This is a genomic window from Streptomyces sp. NPDC048420, from assembly GCF_040651535.1.
Lineage (GTDB): Bacteria > Actinomycetota > Actinomycetes > Streptomycetales > Streptomycetaceae > Streptomyces.
In genome coordinates this window covers 111,458-136,519 of sequence record NZ_JBEZKG010000005.1, presented here as the reverse complement: position 1 = coordinate 136,519, position 25,062 = coordinate 111,458, and the positions used below count along the sequence as shown (strand labels likewise).

Sequence of the window (25,062 nt, the reverse complement as noted above, 5' to 3'; positions counted from 1 at the left end):
ACGGGCCGGGAGGGCGGGTGCGCGGGCCCGGCGAGAATCCGCTGACGCGCGTGGGGCCAAGAAGCTGGGCGCGCGGACGGGCCGGGAGGGCGGGTGCGCGGACCCGGCGAGAATCCGCTGACGCGCGTGGGGCCAAGAAGCTGGGCGCGCGGACGGGCCGGGAGGGTAGGTGCGCGGGCCCGGCGAGAATCCGCTGACGGCGGCGCGGCCGAGAAGCTGGGGCGCGGGCCCGACCGGGAGCTGGGGCGCGACACGGCGGAACCCGGTCGCGCGCTGAACTTCCCCGCTCAGCCATGGGCCGGTCAGGGCAGGACCACCTTCAAAGGAACTCCCGAAGACCCCCCGGCGTGCGTCGAAGCGCGGACACGCTCAAACCCGGCACTGACGCCCCCCTTCCGAAACCCGGGTGGGGTCCGGTCCCGCAAGCACGGCCCGAGCCCCAAGCCACTGCCGGAGCTGCCCGAAGCCGACCCCGGTCAAAACCCCTCGCCGCCGGCCCAGGTCACAGCTTCTCGAACGGGTCATGTTCGGCGAGGAGCTTCTCCAGGCGGGCCTGGTCCACGCGGCTGACGATCTGGCCGGCCTCCTGGCGGTCGCGGATGACCTTGGCCAGCGTGAAGGCGGAGGTGACGAGGTACAGGACCGCGATCGCGAGGAAGCCGCGCACCCAGGCGTCGGCGTTCAGGCGGAAGATCCCGACGGCCGTGGCGGCCATGGCCACGGCGAACGAGGCGACGGCCTGACCGTAGAAGGCGGCCGTGTTCTGCTGTTTGACGGGTGTGTCGCTCATGGACAGAGTCTCGGGCGCCCGTGACCCCGGCCACATCCGCTCAGGTACTCAGACGGTACTCAGAACGCCGAAACGCCCGTCAACGCCCGCCCGATCACCAGCTTCTGGATCTGGCTCGTCCCCTCGTACAGGGTCATCACCCGGGCGTCACGCAGCAGCTTGCCCGCCGGGTACTCGTCGATGTAGCCGTAGCCGCCGAAGACCTGGAGCGCGTTGTTCGCGGCACGCACGGCCGCCTCCGACGCGAAGAGCTTGGCCTTGGAGGACTCGACGGCGAACGGCTGCCCCCGGTCGATCAGATCCGCCACCCGCCAGGTCAGCAGCCGCGCCGCGTCCACGTCCACGGCTATGTCACTGATCAGCTCCTGGACGAGCTGGTGCCCCGCGATCGGCGTGCCGAACTGCTCACGCTCCCCCGCGTACCGCACGGCCGCGTCCAGCGCGGCCTGCGCGATGCCCACACAGCCCGCCGCCACCGACATCCGCCCCTTGGCCAGCGCGGACATGGCCACGGAGAACCCCTTGCCCTCGGGAGCCAGCATCGCGGAGGCCGGCACCCGCACCCCCTCCAGGACCAGTTCCGCGGTGGCCTGTCCGCGCAGACCGAGCTTGCCGTGGATGGTGCGGCGGGTCAGACCGGGGGTGTCGGCCGGCACCAGGAAGGCGGAGACGCCCTTGTGTCCGGGAGCGTCCGTCGAGCGTGCGAAGAGCAGCACCACATCGGCCCACGTCCCGTTCGTGATGAACATCTTGGTGCCGTCGATGACGTAGTCCTCGCCGTCCCGCACCGCCCGCGTCGCGAGGTTGCCCGCGTCGGAGCCGGTACCGGGCTCGGTGAGGCCGAAGCAGCCGACGTACTCGCCGGAGGTGAGCCCCGGCAGCCACTGCCGCTTCTGCTCCTCGCTCCCGTGGGCGGCGACCGTCTTGGCGACCAGGCCGAGCGACACGGACACGATCCCGCGCACGGAGGAGTCACCCCGCCCGAGCTCCTCGGTGACCAGGCAGTACGCGAGATGGTCGCCGCCCGAGCCGCCGTACTCCTCGTCGATCGTCAGCCCGAGGAACCCGACCTCGCCGAGCTTCTTGACGATGGACCGGTCGACCTCCTCGGCACGGTCCCAGGCGATGACATGGGGGGCGATCTCACGGTCCACGAAGTCCCGCGCCAGCCGCCGTACGGCAGCCTGCTCCTCACTCAGCCCCAGGTCGACCACGAGATCACCTCACTAGAGAGCGGTGCCTTTAAATTAGCACTGCTAGTTTCCGTTCCGCAGCCCTACTATGTGCGCCATGGCCCGACCGCGCAAGCCCCTCCTCAGCACCGACCGGATCGTCGAGACGGCACGCGTGCTCGTGGACACCGAGGGCCTCGCGGCGCTGTCCACGCGCCGGCTGGCGGCGGAGCTCGGGGTCAGCGGCCCCTCCCTCTACAACCACTTCCGCACCAAGGACGAGATCCTGGAGGCGGTCGCCGACTCGGTGAGCGCACAGGTCGACCTGTCGATGTTCGAGGACGGCCGCGCCTGGCTCACCGCGCTGCACGACTGGGCCGTCTCCTACCGCGGCGCGCTGCGCGACCACCCGAACATCGTCCCGGTCCTGGCCCAGGGCCCCGGCCGCCGCCCGGCGGGACTGCGGCTCGCGGACGCGGTCTACGGCGCGATGGTCGACGCGGGCTGGCCTCCGGCGCAGGCCACCTCCATCGGCGCGCTGATGCGGTACTTCATCATGGGCTCGGCGCTCGGCTCCTTCGCCGGCGGCTTCGTGGACGACGCCAGCGCGTACGACCCCGCGGACTACCCCCACCTCGGCCAGGCCCACCTCCTCGCCGAGCAGCAGGAGAAGATCGACGAGCGGGCGTTCGAGACGGGACTCAGGGCCCTGCTGGACGGGCTCGCGCAGCAGTACGAGCAGCTACGGCGGACGGCGTGACGACACTTCGGCGGTGACCGAAGCGTCCGGGGCGCATGCTGGTGCCCATGACCAAGGACCCGCAGGCCCCGCAGTTGGCGAGGCTGGCCGCCCTGATCGCCGACGAGACCCGGGCCGTCTGCCTCCTGGCCCTGCTCGACGGCCGAGCCTGGACGGCGGGCGAGTTGGCCCGCCACGCCGGTGTCGCCGCGTCGACCCTGAGTGAGCACCTGGGCAAGCTGGTCGCGGGCGGGCTGCTGACGGAGGAGCGACAGGGCCGCCACCGGTATGTCCGGCTTGCCGACGCGAGGGTGGCCCACCTGGTCGAGGACCTGGCGGCCCGCGTCTCCCCGGACACCGTCCGAGGACCGCGGAACCTGCGGGAGGCGAGCGCGGGTTCGGCGATGGCCAGGGGCCGCACGTGCTACGACCACTTGGCCGGGCGTCTGGGCATCGCGCTGACGGATGCGCTGACGTCTCGTCAACTACTCGTCCAGGAAACGGGTTTCGCCCTCACAGAGGCGGGCCTGGCGTGGTTCGAGACCACAGGAATCCCCCTCGACCGCACAGGCCGCCGCCCCTTGGCCCGAGCCTGCCTCGACTGGACCGAGCGCCGCCCGCACCTGGCGGGGGTCGCGGGAGCGGCCCTGTGCCGGCACGCCCTCTCCGAGGGCTGGTGTGTACGGATCGGTTCGGAGCGGGCGGTGAAGGTGACGGAGGAGGGCAAGCGGACCCTTGCCGAGTTGCTGGGCATGGACGTGAAGGCCCTGCGTTAGCAGCTCCGTCCGCGACTGCAGGTGCGTCGTGGCTGGTCGCGCAGTTCCCCGCGCCCCTTCAGGGCGCTGTCGGCACCCCGTCCGAAATCCGCGAGCCTCCGGCCCCACCCTTCCCTAGCCTCAGGAACGTGATGAACCCCCTCCGCCGTACCGAACTCCTCGCCACCGCCGCAGCCACCGTCACCGTCGTCCTCTGGGCCTCCGCCTTCGTCTCCATCCGCAGCGCGGGCGCCGCCTACTCCCCCGGCGCCCTGGCCCTGGGACGACTGCTGTCGGGCGCGCTCGCACTGGGCGCGATCTGCCTGATACGGCGGGAAGGGCTCCCCCCACGCTCCGCCTGGCGTGGCATCGCGATCTCTGGCGTCCTGTGGTTCGGCTTCTACATGGTCGTCCTGAACTGGGGCGAGCAACAGGTCGACGCCGGCACCGCGGCCCTGGTCGTGAACATCGGCCCGATCCTGATCGCCCTGCTCGGTGCCCGCCTGCTCGGAGACGCGATGCCGCCCCGCCTGCTGGCCGGAATGGCGGTCTCGTTCGCGGGCGCGGTCACCGTGGGGCTGTCGATGTCGGGCGAGGGCGGCTCGTCCGTGCTCGGCGTGGTCCTGTGTCTCCTGGCGGCGATCGCCTACGCCGGCGGAGTGGTCGCCCAGAAGCCGGCGCTGGGCTCGGCGAGCCCGCTCCAGGTCACGACCTTCGGCTGCCTCACCGGAGCCGTCCTCTGCCTCCCCTTCGCCGGCCAACTGGCCTCGGAGGCAGCGGACGCCCCGCTCTCCGCGTCCCTCAACATGGTCTACCTGGGCGTGTTCCCCACCGCCCTGGCCTTCACGACCTGGGCCTACGCCCTCGCCCGTACGACGGCCAGCCGCATGGGCGCGACCACGTACGCGGTACCCGCCCTGGTCGTCCTGATGTCCTGGCTGTTCCTCGGCGAGGTCCCGGGCCTGCTCACGCTCGCGGGCGGGGTGCTGTGTCTGGCCGGTGTGGCGGTGTCCCGCTCCCGCACCCGGCGGGGGGCCGCGGCCCCGGTCGCCACCCCGGAGCCGCGACCCGAGAAGGCGTCAGACTCCGCGTGAACGCGCCCTGCCCGCAAGGGCCTTGACGCACAACAGCGCGATCACCGAGAGCCGCTGCGGCCATCCGTGCGCGCGGTACGTTCCTTCTGCCCCGTAAGAGGTCGGTTCGGGCTGGACCGCAGCCTTCGGGTGGGAAGCCCCTCGCGTCGGCGAGGGAGCGGGGTCACGCGTGCACACTCCGGTGGAGCACTCTTGCGTACACAGGGCACGCAGCATGGCTCGAACGCACGCCGAAACCTGTGGCCTCGCACTGAGGCCAGAGGGTGCGCTGCGGGTAAAGCGTCAGAACACGACCAGTGCCCGTCCGCCCTTGCCCGCGAGCATGTTGTCGAAGGCCGCCGGGATGCCGTCCAGCGCGATCCGCTCCGTCACCAACGAGCCGAGGTCCAGGCGGCCCGCCCGGACGTGTTCGGCGAGCACCGGGAGGTCCTCGGCCGGGTTCGAGTTGCCGTAGACACAGCCCGCGAGGGTGCGGCCCCAGTGGAAGATCTCCAGGGCGTTGAAGGTGACCTGCTGGTCCTTGCCGCCGATGCCGACGACCGTCGTACGGCCGCCGCGGCGGGTGGAGTCCCAGGCCGTGCGGATGGTCGACGCGCGGCCGACGCACTCGACGGCGACGTCGACGCCCTGTTTGCCGGTGAGTCCCCTGATCTCGCGGGCGGTGTCCTCGGAGGCGACGACGTACTCGGTGGCGCCCGCCGCGCGGGCCAACTCCTCCTTCTCCGGGGAGACATCGACCGCGACGATCTTCGACGCGCCCGCGATCCGGGCCGCCTGGAGCGCGGCCAGGCCCACTCCCCCGACGCCGTACACGGCCACCGTCTCGCCCTCCCTGACGCGCGCCGAGTGGTGGACGGCGCCGTAGCCGGTGAGGACGGCGCAGCCGAGGAGGGCGGCGTCGGTGAGCGGGATGCCGTCGGGGAGGGGCAGGAGGCAGGACTGGGACACGACCGTCTCCTCGGCGAACGCGGCGACGTTCAGGCCGGGGTGGAGATCGGTGCCGTCGGCGGTATGGGCGTAGACGTCGGCGGCGCCGTTCAGGGCGTTGGCGCACAGCCAGACCTCGCCGAGCGAACAGGCGTGGCAACTCCCGCAGGAGGGAGCCCAGTTGAGGACGACCCCGGCGCCTGGCGCCACTCCGGTGACCCCCTCCCCCACGGCGACCACCGTGCCCGCGCCCTCGTGGCCGAGGACGGCCGGGACCGGGACACGCATAGTGCCGTTGGACAGGGACAGGTCGGAGTGGCAGACCCCGGCGGCGGCGAGGCGGACGCGGACCTGGCCGGGGCCGGGGTCCGGCAGGTCGATGTCGGTGACCTCCAGGGGAGCGCCCACGGCGGGAAGGACGGCGGCACGAACCACGGGAAGGCTCCTCAGAACTGGAGGGACTTGGTCTGGAGGTACTCGGCGAGACCGTGCGAGCCGAGCTCGCGGCCGACGCCGGACTGCTTGTAACCGCCGAACGGGGCAAGGGGGTTGAAGCGGCCGCCGTTGATGTCGACCTGCCCGGTGTCCATCCGGCGGGCGAAGGCCACCGCCTCCGACTCGTCGCCGGCCCACACTGCACCCGCGAGGCCGTAGACCGTGCCGTTGGCGATGCGCAGGGCGTCCTCCTGGTCCTGGTAGCGGAGGATGGACAGGACCGGCCCGAAAATCTCCTCCTGGGCGATCGCCATCTCGGGCGTGACGTCGGCGAAGACGGTCGGCGACACGAAGTAGCCCTGCTCACGCGGGGATTCGGGACCACCGGCGACGAGCCGGGCGCCCTCGGCGACACCCTTCTCGATGTAACTCCGTACCCGCGCCTGCTGCTTGGCGTTCACGACGGGCCCGATGCGCTCGCCGTACTTCGCGGCGGCGGTGGCGGCGAGCTCGACGGCCTCCTCGTACTGGTCCGTGTGCACCAGCATCCGGGTCCAAGCGCTGCACGTCTGGCCGGAGTTGGACATCACGTTGGCGACGCCGACGTTCACGGCCTTGCCGAGGTCGGCGCTCGGCAGGATGACGTTGGCGGACTTGCCGCCCAGCTCCAGGGCGACCTTCTTCAGGGCGGCACCGGCGGTCGCGCCGATCTGCCGGCCGACGGCGGTGGAGCCGGTGAAGGAGACGAGGTCGACGTCCGGGTGCTCGGCGAGGGCCTGCCCGGCCACCGGGCCGAGACCGGTGACCAGGTTGAAGACCCCGGCCGGAACGCCCGCCTCGTGGACCGCCTCGGCGAAGAGCTGGGCGACCAGCGGGGTGTCCTCGGCGGGCTTGAGGACGACCGTGCAGCCCGCGGCGAGGGCCGGGGCGACCTTGGCGACGATCTGGTGGAGCGGGTAGTTCCAGGGCGTGATCGCGCCGACGACGCCGATCGGCTCCTGGTGGACGGTGGAGTTGCCGACCTTCTCCTCGAAGGGGTGGGTCGCGGCGAGCTCGGCGTAGGAGGCGGCGACCGCGATGGGGACGGCCGCGTGGACGTTCTGCGAGAGCTTCAGCGGCGCGCCGAGCTCGGCGGTGACCGTCTCGGCGATCTCGTCCTTGCGGGCGGTGAGGACGTCCCGGAGGGCGGCCAGGCGGGCGGCCCGTTCGGCGGGGGCGGTCGCGGCCCAGACCGGGAGGGCGGCGCGGGCGGCTCGTACGGCCAGGTCGACGTCCTCGGCGGTGCCCGCCGGGACCCGCCCGATGACCTGTTCGTCGGCCGGGTTCACGACCTCGATCACGTCCGGGCCGGTGGCCGGGCGCCACTCGCCGTCGATGTACATGCCGTCGTGCGCCTTCATGGTGCGTCCTCCCGGGCCGGCCGTGTCGTCATCGGGCTCAAAAGCCAGCCCACAAAATCCAGCTGCCAAAATGCAACTGCCAAAATCCATCTCACAAACTAGCGGCGATAGTTTTTCGGCGCCAGGGCGGGGCCGGAGCGTCCACGGACATCAGAAGTCGACGCGGGCCCGGTCGTCCACCCTCGCCACGGCCTCCTGCCCGAACGCCTTCTCGTACGCCCGCCTGATCTCCTCGATCTTCCGGTCGTTCGCGGCGGCCCGCCCCACCGGATACAGCAGGATCAGCTCGTACGACCGCTCCTTCTCGATCTTCCCACTCACGTCCCGCCACTGCCCGCGCCCGTTCAGCACGGTCAGTCCGTCGGGGAACTCCGGGGTGACCTCCGTGTCCACGAAGGCCATGAACTGCTTGTCGGTGACGGCCGGCCCACCGTCCGGACGCTCGGTACCGAAGAAGAGCTGCGTCTCGACATAGGGCGCCCCACGCTCCGGCACCGAGGAATCGGCCTCGGCGAGGGTGGCGTAGGCGGTGGGTGCGGCGGTGGCGAGCAGGAGGCCGGCGGCGGTCAGGACGGCCCTGGTGCGGGTGAGGTGCGGTCGCATGGCACCTGCCTAGTGGGCAACCGGCGCCAAGCTCCGCTGGCGCGCTGGCAGTTCACTCGTCCAGGTCCGGAAGGTGGTCCGGAGACGGGCAGATGCGTTCGCCGTGCTGGTCGAAGACGAAGAGGTGGGAGATGTCGACGAGGAGGGGGACCTGCAGGCCGCGGCGGAGGTCGATGTCCGGGGTGGTGCGGACGACGAGGTCGCCGGGGAGCCGGGGGTCGGCCACCGGGGGTTCGGGGTCCGGCGGGTCCTCCAGGACCACCACCGGGCCCGCGCGGAGGGAGCCCGCGCGTTCCCTCAGGCGGTCCAGGACCGTGCCCTCGCGGCGGCGGCGCCGGGCCGGACGCGGGGCGGGGCGCGGGGCCTCCAGGTCGGGGACGAAGGCGGGGCGGGAGCCGGTGTTGAAGTGCACGAGGACCTCGTGGCCCTGGAACTCCACGTGCTCCACCAGGCCGGTGATCGGCATCTCGCCGGGGCGCGCGGAGGCCGGCTTGGCGATACGGATCGCCTCCGAACGCAGGCCCACGATCACCTCGCGCCCCTGCTGGACCCGGAGCAACTGGTGGTCCATGGACAGGGGTTCGGGCAGCCGCAGATACTGCTTGCCGAGGCTGATGGTCATCGCGCCGTCCAGCGGGGCCCGGACCAGGCCGCGCAGGAGGTTGATGCGCGGGGTGCCGATGAAGGCGGCGACGAAGATGTTGCGGGGCAGCGCGTACACCGAGCGCGGGGTGCCGACCTGCTGGAGGACTCCCCCGCGCAGGACGGCGACCCGGTCGCCGAGCGACATGGCCTCGGCCTGGTCGTGGGTGACGTAGACCGTGGTGACGCCCAACTCCCGGGTGAGACCCGCTATTTCGGCCCGCAGGTGGTTGCGGAGCTTGGCGTCGAGGTTGGACAGCGGCTCGTCCATGAGGAACGCGGAGGGGTGGCGGGAGATGGCCCGGCCCATCGCCACCCGCTGGCGTTCGCCGCCGGAGAGCTGGCCCGGGTAACGGTCGAGGAGGTCCTCGATGCCCAGCATGCGGGCGGTGGCGTCCACGCGTGCGCGGGGGTCCTCGCCGGGGGCCTCGATCCGCAGCGGGAAGCCGATGTTCCCGCGGCTGGTCATGTTCGGGTAGAGGGCGAAGTTCTGGAACACCATCGCCATCCGCCGGTCGGCGGGCAGCAGGTCGTTGGCGTACTCGCCGTCGAGTCTGAGCTCGCCCTCGGTGATCTCCTCCAGACCGGCGATCATCCTGAGCACGGTGGATTTTCCGCAGCCGGAGGGGCCGAGCAGGACGAGGAACTCACCGGGCGCGATGTCCAGCGAGAGCCGGTCCACCACCCGGGCTCCCCGGGTGTAGGTCTTGCTCACATGGTGCAGAGAAATGGCGCGTGTCATGGCAGTGCCCCCGAGGGCTCACTGGGCGAACGCTGGCGCTCCGCGGTCGGACGCCACGTGCGGGTCGTACGGGGCGTGTGAGTCACGGAAGTTAACGGAAAGTGCGCGCCTCGGGGAAGACACGTGCGGGATTCGGACGCCTCGGTCCCAGTTGGTGAGAAAGCGGATGCCCGGGTTCAGCGGTGGGCGGGGGCGCGGACCTGGGTGAGATGGGCGAAGACGACGAGGTTGCCCGAGTAGCCGGTTCTGCGGTCGTAGCTGCCGCCGCAGGTGATGAGCCGGAGTTCGGGGCGGGCGCGGGGGCCGTAGACCTCCCGGTTGGGGAAGTGGTCCTTCTCGAACTTCCGGATGGCGTCGACGACATAGACGGCGGTACGACCGTCCGCGCGCCGCACCTCGATCCGGCGCCCTGTCCTCAGTTCGGTGAGTCCGGCGAAGACGGCGGGCCCGGAGTCGGTGTCCAGGTGCCCGACGGCGACGGCGGTGCCCTGCTGGCCGGGGGACGGTCCGTCGGCGTACCAGCCCACGAGGTTGTCGTCGTCGTCCGGTGGGGCGGGGAGTCTGCGGTTCCGGTCGAGGCGGAGGTTCATGACGGGGGCGTCGACCTCCAGGTAGGGGATGAGGATGCGGGTGGCGCGTGAGCGGGGCAGGGGGCGGGGGTGCGGTGGGCGGTGCGCAGCGGGGGCGGGGTGACGGGGGTTCGCCCGGGCCGCGCCGGGAGCGGGGGTGTGCGGCCGGGTCGCGTCCGTGCAGGGGGCGCCGCTGGAGCCGTGGGGACGTGCGGCACCGGGGCCGGTGCCGACGGAGGGGGCGTGCGCCTTGCCGGTGGGCGTACGGGGGTGGGGGGCTGGGGCGTGCGTGCCCGCGTGGGAGCGGGGTGCGGAAGCCTGCGTGCCCGTGCCCGTGCCCGTGCCCGTGCGGGGGCGGGCCGCAGAACCGTGCGCGACCGCGCGAGAACGGGCCGCAGAACCGTGCGCGACCGCGCGAGAACGGGCCGCAGAACCCTGCGCGACCGCGCGAGAGCGGGCCGCAGAAGCCGCCGTACCCGTGCGGGCGTGGGCTGCGGAGGCCGCTCGAGAGCGGCGTACAGAGGCCGCCGCATCCGTGCGGAGACGGGCTGCAGAAGCGTGCGCGACGGCGTGGGAGCGGGCGGAGGAGGCGTGCGTACGTGTGCGTGGACGGGGCGGAGAAGCATGCGCGCTCGCGTGGGTGCGGCCGGAAGAAGCCTGTGTACGCGTTCCGGGACGCGGTGTGGAGGCATGGGGGCGTGCCGAAGGGACGCGCTTGTCAGCGGCTGCCCCGGGGCGGGGCCCAGGAGCGTGGGGACGCGGCTTGCCCGCGGTGGCGCTCGGCGCACCGCCTGGGCGACCTCGACCCCCGCCGGTACAGGCCGCGCCCGAATCGGCCGGCTTCGGCCCACCGGCACCCGCACCTGTAGCCGTAGGTTGCGCCCCACCGGGACCAGCGCTGTCCGGCTTCGCCCTCGACCCGCCCGCCCCGCGAACCCCGGCTGTCCCGCCCCCGGCGCCTGCCGGGGCGGCCCCCTCCCCTCCGGGCCCCGCCCCATGCAGCCCCGTCCCAGTCGGCGGTCGGTCCGAGGTCAGCGTTCGTGCGTCTGCGCGGGGTGCCGGGGCGGCCGCGGCCCCGGACCCGCCCGGCGAAGCGAGGGCGGTCGCTTCGCCGGGCTGTTCGTCCTGGGCCCACTGGAGGCCGCCGACCAGCAGGGCTGTCGCGAGGACGGCCGTCCTCGTGAGGCGGTAGGCGCGCGTCCGGTACCAGGGCCGCCTGCGGGGCCGCCTACGCGGCGCCATGCGTACGGCGACGCAGCCGGAACCAGGTCGCCGCGCCGACGGCGGCGAGGCCCACGGCGGCGGCACCCGCGACCGGGGTGAACGCGTCCCCACGGGCGAGTCCGCCACCGCCGGCCGGCGGGCCGCCGTGGGGGCCGCCACCTGGTCCGGGCCGGTTCGGGCAGTCGACCTTGAACACCTTGTTCCTGGCCGGGGGCGTGACCACACCCGGGACCGCGATGGTCTTCCAGGTCAGCTTGTAGTAGCCCGAGGGCAGCATGAGGTTCGAGGTGACGCCCGCCCCGTTGGCGAGGGTGACGGTGCCTGACAGCTTGGCCGTGGTGCCGGCCTGCGCGGACTGGGGCTCGATGGTCCAGTCGACGCCGATGGCGGAGTCGAAGTTGAAGGCGTCGAGGTAGAACTTGCAGACCTTGGGCTGGTTGAGCCGCTCCGCGGACGCGGTACCCGCCATGTACACCTTGACGTCGCCCTTCTCACCCACGGCGACGGCGGACGGAGCGGCGAGCAGCAGCGCTGCACCGGCGGTGATCGCCGTCAGGGCGGCGGCTCTGCGCGGACGGGACGAGGTCGACATACGAGACCCTCCGAATCAGGTGATTTTCATACAAACTGCACCTGATTCGATGTCATATTCGAGGCACGCACGGGGGGACCATCGCCCGACACACCGTCAGATATCGCTCTTACGGCTCAACGGCCGCCGCACCCGGGACGGCTCGGCAGACTCCTCCGCGGGCTTCGCCGACGACCGCAGCGCGACCACCGACGACACCAACAGCAGCGCGCCCAGCATCACGAACGGCGCCGCCACACCCGCGACCCCCGCGACCAGGCCCGCGGTGGCGGGCGCGGCGACCTGGCCGAGGCGGTTGCCGGTCAGCCGCAGGGCGAGCGCGGTGGAACGGGCGCCGTCGGGGGCGGCCTGGACGACCGTCGTCATGGACAGCGGCTGTCCGACGCCGAGGCAGAAGCCGAACAGCGCGAGCATCAGGGCCAGCACCCACACCGGGACCGGCAGCGCGATGCCCGCGCACAGCAGGGCCGCCAGTAGACACGTCGCGGTGAGGAGCAACGCGCGCCCCAGCAGTCGTAGCAGAGGAGTCAGTACCAGCCTGCAGGCGATCGTCGCGGCCGCGCGCAGGCTCAGCAGCAGACCGATCACAGAGGGGGCGATACCCCGGTGCTCGCCGACCACCGGAAGGTACGCCGTCAGGATGTCCGTGGCGGAGAGCACGGACAGGCTCACGAAGATGCCGCCGGGCACGCCCCGGGACCGCAGGATGCGCCCGACGGGAACCCGGTCGCCTTGCCCGGTACGGGACTTGGCCGCCGTGTCGCGGTGCTCGATGCGCCACAAGGAGGTGAACGCGACCGCCGCTCCGGCCCCCGCGACGAGCAGCGCGAGCGCACTCGTGCCCGCCATGTCGGAGCCGCCGATCAGCGCGCCCGCCGCGATCGGCCCGACCAGCTGGCCGAGGGAGGCCCCGATGGTGAAGTGGCCGAAGTTGCGGTCCTGTTCGTGCGGGGCGGACTGGCGGGCGACGAGGGACTGGGCGCCGATGACGAAGCAGAGGTGGCCGAGGCCCATCACCCCGCTCCAGATCGCCATCGCCCAGAGGGAGCCCGCGATACCGCTGAGCGCGCAGCCGCCGGATATCAGGACCACGCCCACCGGCAGCAGGGGCGCACACCGCCCGTGGTCCGTACGGCGGCCCAGCGGTACGGCGGCGAAGAGCGGCAGCAGCGCGTACACACCGGCGATGACACCGATCGCCCGCTCGTCCGCGCCCAGCGCGAGGGCCCGGTAGGAGACGGCGGGCCGCGCCATCGACACCGCCCCCTGCGCGAAGCTGAAGGCGATGACGAGGCGGAGCAGCCAGCCGCGGTTCCCACCGGGCGCCATGAGCCAGTCCTCCGTGGACGTGAGGAAGCGGATCAGATGATTCCGAAGAGGATGCCTGCCCCGAGGATCAACAGGCATGTCAGCGCGGCCCACTTGACGACGAACTTGGTGTGGTCGCCGAACTCCACCTTGGCCATGCCGACCAGGACGTACACGGCCGGGACGAGCGGGCTCGACATGTGCAGCGGCTGGCCGACGAGCGAGGCGCGGGCCATCTCCAGCGGCGAGACACCGTGCGCCGCGCCGGCCTCGGCGAGGACCGGCAGGACACCGAAGTAGAAGCCGTCGTTGGACATGAAGTAGGTGAGCGGGAGGCTCAGGACGCCGGTGACCAGGGCCATGTGCGGGCCCATGCCCTCGGGGATGACGTCGACCATCCAGCGGGCCATGTGGTCGACCATGCCGGTGCCCTGGAGGACGCCGGTGAAGACGGCGGCGGCGAAGACCATGCCGGAGACGTTGAGGACGTTGTCGGCGTGGGCGGCCAGGCGGGCCTTCTGGTCGGGGATGTGCGGGAAGTTCACGGTGAGCGCGAGCGCGGCGCCGAGCAGGAACAGGACCGGGATCGGCAGCCACTCCATGATCATGCAGGTGAGCAGCGTGACCGTGAGCAGCGCGTTGAACCAGTACAGCTTGGGGCGCAGGGTGGGGCGGTTCGGGTCGAGGACCTGGAAGCGCGCCGCGTCGCCGGCCTCGTCGTCCTCGGCGTCGGTGCCGGAGCCGGACCCGCCGGTGGCCGTCGCGGCCTTGCCTGTGCCGGAGGCACCGGAACCGGCGCCGACCAGGACGGTCTCGGCCTCCTCGACCTTCTCGTCCACCAGGACCTCGCTCAGCGTGAGCACGCCCAGCCGCTTGCGCTCACGCATGCCGAGCACGTACGAGAGGATGAAGACGCCCAGCAGGCCGACGGCGAGGGCCGGGATCATGGGGACGAAGATGTCGCTGGCGTCGAGCTTCAGCGCGGTGGCCGCGCGGGCCGTCGGACCGCCCCAGGGCAGCGTGTTCATCACGCCGTTGGCCATCGCGGCGACACCGGTCATCACGACCAGGCTCATCTTCAGGCGCTTGTACAGCGGGTACATCGCCGAGACCGTGATCATGAAGGTGGTCGAGCCGTCGCCGTCCAGTGAGACGATCGCGGCGAGGATCGCCGTACCGACGACGATCCGCATCGGGTCCGCCTTGGCGAACTTCAGGATCCCGCGCACGATCGGGTCGAAGAGGCCGACGTCGATCATCACACCGAAGTAGACGATCGCGAACATGAGCATCGCCGCGGTGGGGGCGAGGCTGGTGACGCCTTCGATGACGTAGTCACCGAGCTTGGCGCCCTTCCCGACGAAGACGCAGAACAGTGCCGGGATCAGTACGAGTGCCGCGATCGGCGACATCTTTTTCATCATGATCAGGACCAGGAAGGTCGCGATCATGGCGAAGCCGAGGATGGTCAACATGAGTGGATACCTAACGTTCGCCCTTGAACTCCCACCGGAGTCGGCAGTGCGATGACGTTAGGTCTCGTCAAGTGACGTTAACAAGACATTGACATGCGAGCAATAAGCGCAAAACTGCTGGTCACGGCTTTGCGCTGCTCACAGGGCCACTACGGCGGCCAGTTCCACGGGTACGCCGTTGAGGACCGCGTTGCCCGAGAGCGGGTCGAGCAGGCTGCCGTCGAGGAGCTGGTTGACGTTGACGCCGGGGTCCTTGAGGGCGTGGCCGAGGCGGGTGCCGGGCCGGTCGTGGCCCCAGCCGTGCGGCAGGCTGACCACTCCGGGGCGTACGACGTCGGTGACCTCGGCCTCGGTGACCACCTCTCCCCCGGCACCCTTGATCCGCACCGCGGCGCCGTCCTTCAGGCCGAGACGTTCGGCGTCCTCGGGGTGGATGTGCAGGGTGCAGCGGTTGGTGCCGCCGGTGAGGGCGGGGACGTTGTGCATCCAGCTGTTGTTGGAGCGCAGGTGCCTTCGGCCGATCAGGACGAGTCCGTCGGCTTGGCGAAGGAGGGCTTCCCGCAGCCAGGGCAGGTCGTCCGCGATGGGCTGTGGCAGCAGTTCGACCTTGCCGCTCCTGGTCTTCAGCGGCTGCGGCAGCCGGGAGTTCAGCGGTCCGAGGTCGATGCCGTGGGGATGCGCGAGCAGCTTGGTGAGGCTCAGCCCGTCCGGTCGTACGCCGAATCCGTCGCCGTAGGGGCCGAGGCGCAGCATCATGTCGAGGCGCCGCTCGGGGCCCGTGTCGCCGCTCAGTTCGGTGGCGAGTTCGCGGGGGTCGCGGCCGTGTACGGGAGAGTGGGTCTCCTTGACCGCCTTGCCGAGAGTCTGGCCGATGACCAGGTCGTCCACGGCGGACGGGTCGGCGCCGTGCATGCCGGTCGCGGCGAGGATCAGCCGGGCGAGGATCTCCGTCTCCGCCATCCGGCCGGGCTCCAGCGGGACGGCCGGGCGGGTGTAGCGGACCTGGTTGCGGACGGCGAGGGTGTTGAAGGCGAAGTCGTGGTGCGGGCTCTGGGAGGGCGGGGGCGGCGGCAGCACGACGTGGGCGTGGCGTGAGGTCTCGTTGAGATACGGGTCCACGCTGACCATGAAGCCGAGCGAGCCGAGGGCCTTGTCGAGCCGGTCGCCGTCGGGGGCGGAGAGCACGGGGTTGGTGGCGACGGCGACGATCGCCCGGATCGGCTCGCCCTCCGCGGTCGCGGTGTCGATCTCCTCGGCGAGCGCGGAGAGCGGCAACTCACCCTTGGCCTCCGGGTGTTGACTCACCCGGGAGTGCCAGCGCCCGAGGCCGAAGCCATGGCTGGGGCCGGCGGGCCGGGGCGTGCGGTCGGTGGCGGCCTGCGGGAAGAGGGCACCGCCGGGCCGATCGAGGTTGCCGGTGAGGATGTTGAGCACGTCGACGAGCCAGCTCGCCAGGGTGCCGTGCGGGACGGTGCAGCTGCCGATACGGCCGTATACGGCGGCAGTTGGGGCGGCGGCGAGTTCGCGGGCGAGGGTGCGCGTCACGTCGGAGTCGACGTCACAGGCGGCGGCGACGGCCTCGGGCGTGAAGTCCTTCAGGGCTTCCCGGAGTTCATCCAACCCGTGGAGGTGCGGTGTCAACTCCCCTGTCTCCACCAGGCCTTCCTCGAAGAGCACGTACGCCATCGCGGCGAGCAGCAACGCGTCCGCACCGGGCCGGACGGCGATGTGGCGGTCGGCGAGCGCCGCGGTGCGGGTGCGGCGGGGGTCGATGACGGTGAGGGTGCCGCCGCGGGCCTTGAGCGCCCTGAGCTTGCCGGGGAAGTCGGGGGCGGTGCACAGACTCCCGTTGGATTCCAGGGGGTTGGCGCCGATGAGGAGGAGGTGGTCGGTGTGGTCGAGGTCGGGAACCGGAATGGCGTTGGCGTCCCCGTACAGCAGACCACTCGACACATGCTTGGGCATCTGGTCGACCGTGGACGCGGTGAAGACGCTCCGGGTACCGAGTCCGGCGAGCAGCACCGGTGGGTAGAGGGCGCCGGCCATGGTGTGCACGTTGGGGTTGCCGAGGACGACTCCGACGGAGTTCGCCCCGTACCGCTCGACCACGCCCCGGATCCCGGCGGCGACCGCGTCGAAGGCCTCCTCCCAGGTGGCCTCGCGCAGCTCCCCGTCCCGCCGCACGAGGGGCGTGCGCAGCCGGTCGGGGTCCCCGTCGATGGCCCCGAAGGCGGCCCCCTTCGGGCAGATGAACCCCTTGCTGAACACGTCGTCACGGTCCCCGCGGGCGCCGGTGACCCGGGTCCCCTCGATGGTGAGCGTGAGACCGCAGGTGGCCTCGCACAGCGGGCAGATGCGTAGAGCGGTGCGGGACACGGGTCCTCCCGGGGCAGCGGTGCCTGTCCTTGCGAGCATACCGACCGGTACGGATGGAGGGGAGGGGATGCCCCGGCTCAGTCAAAGAGAATGACGCCGTTGCCGGTGCCGACGATCAGCTCACCGTGGGGCCCGATGGCGAGCGCCGTGCAGGGCGAGGGGAGGTCGAAGCGACGGAGGATCTCGCCGGTGCGGCTGCCGAGGACAGCCACGTGGGGGCCGTCGGACAGGACGTATCGCTCACTGTCGGGAAAAAGAGCACAGTGGCTCGGATAGAAGGGGATCTCGTGCTCATGCGTGGCGATCGGTTCGCGGTCCGAACGTCGGAGAAGGCCACGAAGGATGACAGGTCTCCGCTGCCGCGTACGTAGGCCGCCCTTCAGCGTGAAACAGGCCGACAACGCATCCCCTGGGACGATCATGGCGCCTTCGTCGCTGATCAGAAGCAGCTCCTCACGGCCCGGTCCGGGCAGCGAGAACACGTCGAGCAGCCAGTCGCCGGGCAGGGACAGGGCCGCCCAGCGCTCCGTCGCCGTGTCGAACACATGGACAAGACCGTCTCCGACAGTGACGAGCAACAGCACCGTGCCCGCACAACGCACGGCCCAAGGTGTGTCGCCACTGGGCCGTGCGGTCGTCAGGCGGTCGACGAGCGGCCGCCCCCGGGTCACGTCGTAGACGCCGAAGCCATCCTTCCCGTCCGGAAACGTGAGCGACAGGAGCGACTCTGTCCCGTCTCCGTCGGCCAGCACCGTCAGCCGTGTCTCAGCGCGCTCGTGGATCAGGGGAAGAACGATCGGGCTTCCCTCCGAGGCGAGCGGTCCATCCTCGTCGAAGTCCCAGTACTGCAGCAGCCCGTCCTCACAGCGGGCGAGCAACCGGGTCCGCGACACGGTGGCCAGCTGCGCCACCCCTGACTCGCCGACCTGCCGCAGCCGCCGCACCAGCGTGCCGTGTTGCGCCTCCCGGATCTGGAGTGAACCGTCTCCGCTGCCGGTCACGACGACGAGGCCGTCCTCGACGGGCACAGCCGCGGTGGCCGTCACGGAGCGCACGGCGTCCAGCGCCTCCACCACCCGACGGCCCTCCGGCCCCTCCCGCAGCGACCAGATGTGGCCGCGGTCGTCCCCGCACAGCAGGCCGTCATCCGTCAGGTGCAGCGCGGCGACGGGCTGCGGCATCCGGCGTTCCCAGCCGTCGGCGTACGCGACCAGCCGCGTGTCGACTCCGCAGCCGACCAACCCGCTCGGGGTGTACGCAAGCGCGCGCACGAGCCCGCGGTGAGCGGCACGGGCCGGGCCGAGCGGACGGCAGGTTGGCAGGGACCACTCGCGTACCGATCCGTCGAGCCCGCCGACGGCCAGATTCCCGGAGCCGTCAGGGGCGAGGGCCAGGGCAGTGGTCCAGGTCTCCGTGTCGGGGCAGGGACCGTACACGTACATGCGGCCGCCACCGACGTCCCAGCAGACGATCCGGCCCGATCCGGTGCCGACGACCAGGACGTCCCTGCCCCGCACGCGGCCGGTGGTCAGCGCCGTGAGGGTGTCCGGGACAGTGAACTCCTGTTCCGCTACCGGCAGTCCGGCGCGCAGGACAAGAATCCTGACATGGCCCCGATACTCGCCGGTGGCCACGAAATCCCGGCCGTCGGAGGTATGGCCGACGGCCGCGCAGCTCATCAGAGGCGTGGCCCAGCGGCCCCGGTCGATCGGAACACGCCGCCGCCACAGCTCGTGCGGCCGCCCCAGGTCCCAACAGCGGATCACGTGGTCCTGGCCGACACTGACCAGGGCGCTCGCACCGGACGGGCCGTGGATCTCCCCCAGGGCGAGGAGTCCTGCCTCATGAGCGGTCACATGAGTGGAGTCCGCAGCGTCAGGGGTGGGCCACAGCCGTACGATCCCGTCCGAGCCGCCCACACAGACCGTTCCCCCGACGCGGCACAGGGCGTTCGCCGCGTGGTCCAGGATCTGGCCGCCCAGACGCTCGCCGGTCACAAGGTCGTACAACTGGACGCCACGACTGTGACCACGGACGGATACACAGGCCGACGAACCCAGATCGAAGGTCTCGACCTTGACGGACACCCGGTCGACGGGCAGGGGCAGGCCGATCGGACGACCGCTGTCGAGGTCGACGCGGTGCAGCTGTCCGTCGGCCGTGACGGCGGCGACGATCCACTGATGGCCGACTCGGTGCACGGCCAGCGAGGCGATGACGAAGGCACTCGTCAGCAGTGTCCGGACAGGTCCGCCCGTGGTGAGGGAGGACAGCCGCACGGTGCCGTCCGAGCCGGCGGTTGCGACGAGCCGGCCCAGCGGGTGGCCGCGCACCAGTGCCACTTCGGTGACGCGGCCCTCATGTCCGGTGACCGTCTCGGCCTCGGTCTCCTGGCTGAGGGTGGAGAACTGCACGATCCTGCCGTCCGCGTGGCCCAGCAGCAGTGACCCCGTGCGCAGGTCGCGGGGCGCGACACAGGCCGTGATGTGGCCGTGCGTCCCCGGGGACAACACAAGATCGCAGTCAGCCGCCAGCTGATCGCTCCGGCCGTCCCAGTACTCGGCCCGCCATGCCCACATCCGTCTCCGCTCCCTGCGGGTCAGGGGCCGGTAGGCAGGGGTGGAGCCGAGCCGGTAGACCAGGAGATGGCCGGTGGAAAACAGCATGGCGGCCGCCGCCGGGCTGCCGTCCTCCCCCGCGAGCACAGCCAGTTGGTCGGCAGCCTGTGGCAGGCCCCATCCGATGGCGGCGTCGACGGCCGGGTGGGGCGGCAGTAGCCAGGTCCGCAGGCGAGCGCCCTGCCAGAGATGGAGCAGACGTGCCGCGTCCCCCGCGACCACATCCCCCTTCTCCAGAACGAATTGGCGATCGAAGTACATCCCCGCCGCGCTGTCGGGAAGTTGAGGCACAGCGGCCAGGGACCCCCATCTCCAGCTGACCTCAGCCGCATGTGCGCGCGAAACACCGCCGTCGTCCAGATCGACCCACCGCGGGCCGTTCTCCCTCGCGAGATCCAGGAACCGGGCACCGCGCTCACCCGGCACGACCACCCCGCTGTTCACCCCAATACTCATCCCGTCGTACCGCCGCTCCCCCGCTTGCGAATTCCAGGCGGCCCACCGCGCCCGCCACGGCAGTCCCTCCTCCCCCACGTCACAGGACTCGGCCAGCACCTGCGCCTTGCGACACACCGCGGCCAGTCGCAACCGGGCCCTGCCCTCGGGATCCGGCCCCTTCCCCTGCCTTCGGCGCAGTTCTTCCTCCAGATCCCGGATCGCCTGCCCTGCCCGCCGCCCCGGCCCGCTCCGCAGCCCCGGCAGCGCCGCCAGCAGTCGTCCGGGCTCGGCGCCCAGCACGAACCCGGCGTCCTGGACGAGCGGATCCAACACCGCGCCCTCGCTCGCGTGCAGTGCCAAGTACCGCCGGACATAGGGATGTTCGATCCCCCGGAGCACCTCGGTGATCGTCCGTTGGACGGCCCCGGAGTCCCGCCCCTCGCGCAGGTACTCGATGAGCGCCCGGTGGTACACCCGGTACACCGAACCACCGGCTTCGACACTCTCCACGACGTACGATCCGGCCGCCTGCCGCAGCCATACGACGTCCTCGTCGCCGTAGTCCCGGCCGGTGAGCGCGGCGGCCAGGCGGGACCAGACGCCCGCCCAGGGCAGGCCCGCACCCTGGGCGTAGGCGAGAGGGAGCAGGAGTTCGCGGGCCCTGGCCGCTAGGGGTCCGAGACGCTGGACGAGGTCGCGTTCCATCGCCTGGCCGGGCAGCCGCGGCAGTTTCTCGCGCCACCGCAGGTCGTGCGGGTCCGGCGGGTGCGGCTCCCGCGCGAGGGTGCGGGCGGTGATACGGGCGACGAGGAAGGAGCGGTCGGCGGCCTCGGCAACGGCCTCCGCGATGTCGTCCACCAGGTCGGGCTCGGCGGTACGCAGGACCGAAGCCGGGGCGCACAGCAACTTGCGGACATAGGCGCGGACGGCGTCCGGGTCGCTGTGGCGTTCGGAGTCGAGGTCGATACGGGGTGCGTCGGCGCGCAGCCGGGCGGCGATGTGCGGGCGGGCACCGACCAGGAGACGCAGCGGGAGGCGGCGAGCGGGGTCGGTGAGCGGGGCAAGGATTTCGTCGACGGCCTCGTGGGGTGCGAGGGCCTCGTCCAGGGAGTCGACGAGGACGACGAGCGGACGTGCCCTGGTCTGGAGATGCGTGGTGAGTGCGCCGAGAGAGTCGGCGGCGCAGCCGGCCGCCGCGGACAGGGCGTCCAGCAGCTGCCGGTTGGAGAGGTGGCTCGCGTTGACCCGGACGTCGATGTCCCCGGAGCGGGGCAGCAGAGCCGGCAGCCCCTCGCGCGGCACGGCAGGCCCGCGGTCCGGGTCGGTGAGGACCGCGACCATGCCGAGCAGCGAGGACTTGCCGGAGCCCGGGTCGCCGGTGACGACGCACAGCCGTTCGTCGGTGCGGCGCGGGTCGAGCCAGGTGGTGACGTCGCCGAGGGCGACATGTCGGCCGGTGAAGTCCCAGACCTCCTCGTGGGACACGTCGGTGCCTCGGGCCCGGGGCAGGAAGAAACCGCGCATGTCCTGTTCGCGGGCGTCGCGTTCGCGGGCGCCGACGCCGACGATCCGGTCGATCTCGTCCAGCTTCAGCCCGGCGGCGTCGGGGACGTACCGGGGGTTGGGCAGGAACGCGGGGATGTCGCCGGTGGCGTGGGTGAGAGACCAGACGGGGCGCTGTGCGGGCGGGACCTCGGCATCGGCGGCGATCGCGGCCATGACCTGGTCGAGGCTGATGTGGGCGGGCGCGTGCCCGGCGGTGGCCCAGCGGCGTACGGCCCGATCGAAGGCCGAGGAGAGCGCGCCGGTGTATGTCTCCTCCTTGCGCCGGGAGGAGGCCACCAGAACGAGCCCGGTGCTGCCGTGCTCAGTGACCGGCTCCCGGAAGCGCCGATCCTCCAGGGCCCGGCGCAGCGCCTTGTCGGTGCCCTCCTCCGCGTAACACGCGTCGAGGAGTACGAGGAGCCGCTCGACGGCGGTGTCCTCCCACAGATAGGAGACCAGGTCCTCGGTGGGCAGTGCGGTGCCGCGCAGGTCGCGGGCGTCGCTGTCGTGCAGCAGGAGGTAATGGCGACCGTTGTTCTCGGCGGTGACCCCGTGGGCGGCGAGGTAGAGCACCACGTGGTCGTCTGGGCGGCGCTCCGGCGCGGTGGCGAAGGCACGCAGGGCGGTGACCAGCGCCTCCCGTGTCGGATTGAGGCCCAGGTCCGCGCCCCGGACATAGCCGAGTCCGAGGTCGCCCATGAGGAGGTCGTCGATCCGGCGGAGATCGTCGGCGAGTTCGGGGCGCTCGGCCTCAGGATGCGCGCGGACGTCGGTGACCGCGGTGGAGATCAGGAAGCGGCGCGCCCCCGGTGCGGCCGGTGTCCAGGGCAGCTGCTGCGGCTCAACCGGGGCCACGGCCACCGATCACCGCCCTGCCGGCCTCCGGCGTATTGAGGTAGCGCGTCACGTCGTGGGCCCGCGCGCCGTTGTGGATGAGGCGGCAGTCCACTCGCTCCCCGAACAGGGGCCGCAGGTCCTTCACGAGGGCCACGACATCGCCCTCGTCGGCGATGTTCGTCCACTCCTGCACGTTGCCCGGCCAGTCGCCCGGCTTGCCACCCTCGCCCGCCCGCAACCGGTCGAAGACCAGGTTGCGGATGCCCAGCGGCGAGCCCAGCGTCAGGAGGGCGCGCACCGGTCGGTCGGGGTGCGCGCACAGCGCCTCGTAGGCCACGACGCTGCCGAGGGAATGGCCCACCACGACCTGTGTGTCCGGGGTGAAGGCTGCCGCGACACGCTCCTGAACGGCGTCCCGCACCGTCGAGTCGCGGAGGTACGCGCTGACTTGCTTCAGGTCGAGAACCAGACCGCGCAGTGCGATGCCCGCGAAGAAGCGGGAGCGGCTGAGGGCGTTGAGCGCGCGCTGGACCGAGCGGGGAGTCCTGGACAGCGTGCGAGCGTCGGGCGGCAGTACGGCCTCGTCCGTGCGTGCCGCCTCCGCCCACCATGCGAGCAGCAGGTCCCTCTCGAAGCCCGCTCCGACATCGGAGGCGGTCAACGGCGGGTCCTGGAAGGCGAGGGTACGGCCCGGCGGCCGGAACAGGTCGCCGTAGAACACACACCGTAGGTCGTCAGGGCCCAGCAGGTCCGGAGCGCCGGCGCGGGTCAGACCGTCGCCGAGCGCGGGAGACCAGGAGGCGTGCAACTCCCTTTCTCCCGCGTATTGCTGGCCGATCCCGTGGATGCAGACCACCCGGGCCATCGCGTCTCCCCCATGCCCGGCCCCAGGGTGCGGTCACCCTGGCTACGGGAGTACTCGTCGGTCGCTGCTCAGTCCAATACCCGCGCCAGATACGCCCGCAACATCTCCCGAGCCTCCTGGATGATCCGCTCGTCGCCCTCCGGCGCCATCCGGAAGGCCAGGTGGACCAGGGTGTCGGCGGTTTCCACGGCGATGAGGAAGGAGCGGCGGAGGTCGTCGTCCGGTTCGCGGGAGAGGTAGCCGGAGAGGAGCTCGGTGAGGCGGTCGGCGACGCGGTGGTTGGGTTCGGCGTGGCGGGCACCGACGGGGATCTGGTTGCCGAAGTCGACGAGGGAGAAGCCGGGGGCGGTGCGTTTCATGGCGAGGTACTCGTCGAGGACGACGTCCATCACCGTGCGCCAGCCGCCCTCCTCGCCGGACTCCTTGAGGCGGTCGGTGACCCGGTCCGTGAAGCGTTCGAGGTTGCGCTGGGCCAGGGCGTCGGCCATCTGCCGCTTGTTGCCGAAGAAACGGTAGACCGAGCCGATGGGCACGCCGGCGCGCAGGGCGACGGCGCGGGTGCTCAGGTCGTCGTAACCGACCTCGTCGAGGAGGTCGGCGCAGGCGTCGAGGATTCTGGTCAGCCGTTCGGCACTGCGCCGCTGCACGGGGGCGCGACGAAGCGGGGTCGCTTGGGGCACGGGCTTCATGATGCCTTTCCGCCGAGGTCAGGTGAACCCTGCCACCTGGTACGGGGCCGGGGGCCCAGGGCACTCACCGGCCACCGCCGGTGCTCGTCGCGGGGCTCGCGTCCAGGGCTGTGCCGCCGGTGCTCGTCGCGGGGCGCGGGCCTACGACTGCCCCGCCGGTGCTCGACGCGAGGCGCGGGTCCAGGGCTGTCCCGCCGGTGCTCGACGCGAGGCGCGGGCCTACGGCTGTGCCGCCGGAGCCCGTGACCGCCTGCGGGTCCGCAACACCGTCGTCCGTGAACGCCTGCGAGTCCGCAACACCGCCACCCCCGACCGCCTGCGGCTCCGCAACACCGCCGGCGCCCGGGCCCGCAGCGGGCCGCGCCCCCGGGGCACCGCCACGCATGCTCGCCGTGACCTGCGAGGCCGACCCTCCGCCACCTACGGGCGCCGTGACCTGCGAGCCCGACCCACCGCCACCCACGCCCGCCGTGACCCGCAAGCCCGACCCCCCGCCACCCACGCTCACCGTGACCCGCGAACCCGAAGCCCCGTCTCCCATGGACCGCCATTCCGCAACCCCGCTGCCCATGGTCTGCGAATCCGGCGCCCCGCTCCCCGTCGGCTGTGGCTCGGAGGCCGTGACGTCCGCCGTGCTCTCCACGGGGTCGCCGTCCACGGCCCACACCGTGCCGTCGTCGGCGTACAGCCGGGCGGTGACCTTGTGGGTGCCCTGCGGGACGTACGCGGCGGGGAGGCGGCATGTGGGGGTGCGCAGGGTGGTGACGGGGCGGTCGTCCACGAAGACGACGGCGACGCCACGGCCGGAGATCGCCTTCGCCTTCGCCCCGGCGGCCGAGAAGGTGAAGTTCTCGACGGTCAGGCGCACGGACCAGCTGTCGTCGGCGTTCGGCTGCACCTCTATGCCGACCGCGGGAGCGCTCTCCTTGTCCACCTCGCGGTAGTGCCGCCCCTCCTGGTCGGTGTCGTCGAGGACCTTGCCCACCGGCGAGACCGACTGTCCGTCCTTGTGCTCCTGTGCCCCACTGCTGCCACAGCTCACGGATCCGGTCGCCAGCAGGACACAGACCGCGAGCAGGGCAAGGAGTCCCCGCGTCCACGACATGCCGGGGAGCCTAGAACACGGGTCCGACACCGCGAATCCCCCTGGGGTCTGGTTCTGGTCCTCCTCCCTGAGGAGGTCACAAGCGGGGTAATCGGTTCCACGGGACGACCTCTTGCGTCCGC

Annotated in this window: 18 protein-coding genes; 3 read left to right on the top strand and 15 right to left on the bottom strand. The window is 71.9% G+C overall.

What is annotated here, in order from left to right:
- Nucleotides 1–502 precede the first annotated feature (502 nt).
- Both AB0D34_RS10265 and AB0D34_RS10260 read right to left on the bottom strand, forming a co-directional pair.
- Nucleotides 503–790, bottom strand: coding sequence for a YiaA/YiaB family inner membrane protein (locus tag AB0D34_RS10265; RefSeq protein WP_020117785.1), 288 nt, complete (start codon nt 788–790; stop codon nt 503–505).
- Between the two features lie 59 nt (nt 791–849).
- Nucleotides 850–2,004 carry an acyl-CoA dehydrogenase family protein gene (locus AB0D34_RS10260; protein WP_362659383.1) on the bottom strand — a complete coding sequence of 385 codons (1,155 nt, stop codon included), beginning with the start codon at nt 2,002–2,004 and terminating at the stop codon, nt 850–852.
- Between the two features lie 76 nt (nt 2,005–2,080).
- Here AB0D34_RS10260 and AB0D34_RS10255 point away from each other — a divergent pair, with 76 nt between their 5' ends.
- The 3 genes from AB0D34_RS10255 to AB0D34_RS10245 all read left to right on the top strand — a co-directional run bounded on the left by AB0D34_RS10255 (nt 2,081) and on the right by AB0D34_RS10245 (nt 4,550).
- Nucleotides 2,081–2,722: a TetR/AcrR family transcriptional regulator gene (locus tag AB0D34_RS10255; RefSeq protein ID WP_362659381.1), complete on the top strand. Its 642-nt coding sequence runs from the start codon at nt 2,081–2,083 to the stop codon at nt 2,720–2,722.
- A gap of 35 nt (nt 2,723–2,757) precedes the next feature.
- Nucleotides 2,758–3,477 carry a winged helix-turn-helix domain-containing protein gene (locus tag AB0D34_RS10250; RefSeq protein WP_362659378.1) on the top strand — a complete coding sequence of 240 codons (720 nt, stop codon included), beginning with the start codon at nt 2,758–2,760 and terminating at the stop codon, nt 3,475–3,477.
- Between the two features lie 131 nt (nt 3,478–3,608).
- On the top strand, nt 3,609–4,550 hold the full coding sequence (locus AB0D34_RS10245) for a DMT family transporter (protein WP_362660115.1): 942 nt from the start codon (nt 3,609–3,611) through the stop codon (nt 4,548–4,550).
- A 282-nt stretch (nt 4,551–4,832) separates the two neighbouring features.
- On the opposite strand, the gene AB0D34_RS10240 is transcribed toward AB0D34_RS10245, so the two are convergent.
- From AB0D34_RS10240 to AB0D34_RS10180, 13 genes are all read right to left on the bottom strand, one after another.
- Nucleotides 4,833–5,912, bottom strand: coding sequence for a Zn-dependent alcohol dehydrogenase (locus AB0D34_RS10240; RefSeq protein ID WP_362659375.1), 1,080 nt, complete (start codon nt 5,910–5,912; stop codon nt 4,833–4,835).
- Between the two features lie 11 nt (nt 5,913–5,923).
- Nucleotides 5,924–7,312: an aldehyde dehydrogenase family protein gene (locus AB0D34_RS10235; RefSeq protein WP_362659372.1), complete on the bottom strand. Its 1,389-nt coding sequence runs from the start codon at nt 7,310–7,312 to the stop codon at nt 5,924–5,926.
- Between the two features lie 150 nt (nt 7,313–7,462).
- Nucleotides 7,463–7,915 carry a DUF3574 domain-containing protein gene (locus tag AB0D34_RS10230; protein WP_362659369.1) on the bottom strand — a complete coding sequence of 151 codons (453 nt, stop codon included), beginning with the start codon at nt 7,913–7,915 and terminating at the stop codon, nt 7,463–7,465.
- Nucleotides 7,916–7,967: 52 nt separating this feature from the next.
- Complete coding sequence (locus tag AB0D34_RS10225) at nt 7,968–9,299, bottom strand: ABC transporter ATP-binding protein (protein ID WP_362659366.1); 1,332 nt, start codon at nt 9,297–9,299, stop codon at nt 7,968–7,970.
- Nucleotides 9,300–9,475: 176 nt separating this feature from the next.
- A complete protein-coding gene (locus AB0D34_RS10220; protein ID WP_362659363.1) occupies nt 9,476–11,110 on the bottom strand; it encodes a class F sortase in 1,635 nt (544 codons plus the stop codon).
- Nucleotides 11,097–11,684: a hypothetical protein gene (locus tag AB0D34_RS10215; RefSeq protein ID WP_362659360.1), complete on the bottom strand. Its 588-nt coding sequence runs from the start codon at nt 11,682–11,684 to the stop codon at nt 11,097–11,099. Before AB0D34_RS10215 ends, AB0D34_RS10220 begins: the two co-directional genes overlap by 14 nt.
- Before the next feature lie 96 nt (nt 11,685–11,780).
- Nucleotides 11,781–13,013: an MFS transporter gene (locus AB0D34_RS10210; protein WP_362659357.1), complete on the bottom strand. Its 1,233-nt coding sequence runs from the start codon at nt 13,011–13,013 to the stop codon at nt 11,781–11,783.
- A gap of 32 nt (nt 13,014–13,045) precedes the next feature.
- Nucleotides 13,046–14,467 carry a citrate:proton symporter gene (locus tag AB0D34_RS10205; protein ID WP_362659354.1) on the bottom strand — a complete coding sequence of 474 codons (1,422 nt, stop codon included), beginning with the start codon at nt 14,465–14,467 and terminating at the stop codon, nt 13,046–13,048.
- Nucleotides 14,468–14,605: 138 nt separating this feature from the next.
- The gene (locus tag AB0D34_RS10200; protein WP_362659351.1) at nt 14,606–16,843 is read right to left on the bottom strand and encodes a molybdopterin oxidoreductase family protein; all 2,238 of its coding nucleotides are present in this window, start codon (nt 16,841–16,843) and stop codon (nt 14,606–14,608) included.
- 77 nt (nt 16,844–16,920) lie between these two features.
- Nucleotides 16,921–22,299, bottom strand: a complete 5,379-nt coding sequence (locus tag AB0D34_RS10195; protein WP_362659348.1) for a caspase family protein — start codon at nt 22,297–22,299, stop codon at nt 16,921–16,923.
- The gene (locus AB0D34_RS10190) at nt 22,286–23,146 is read right to left on the bottom strand and encodes a hypothetical protein (RefSeq protein ID WP_362659346.1); all 861 of its coding nucleotides are present in this window, start codon (nt 23,144–23,146) and stop codon (nt 22,286–22,288) included. Before AB0D34_RS10190 ends, AB0D34_RS10195 begins: the two co-directional genes overlap by 14 nt.
- 68 nt (nt 23,147–23,214) lie before the next feature.
- Nucleotides 23,215–23,835: a TetR/AcrR family transcriptional regulator gene (locus AB0D34_RS10185; protein WP_362659343.1), complete on the bottom strand. Its 621-nt coding sequence runs from the start codon at nt 23,833–23,835 to the stop codon at nt 23,215–23,217.
- 64 nt (nt 23,836–23,899) lie between these two features.
- The gene (locus tag AB0D34_RS10180; protein ID WP_362659340.1) at nt 23,900–24,940 is read right to left on the bottom strand and encodes a hypothetical protein; all 1,041 of its coding nucleotides are present in this window, start codon (nt 24,938–24,940) and stop codon (nt 23,900–23,902) included.
- Between the last annotated feature and the right edge of the window lie 122 nt (nt 24,941–25,062).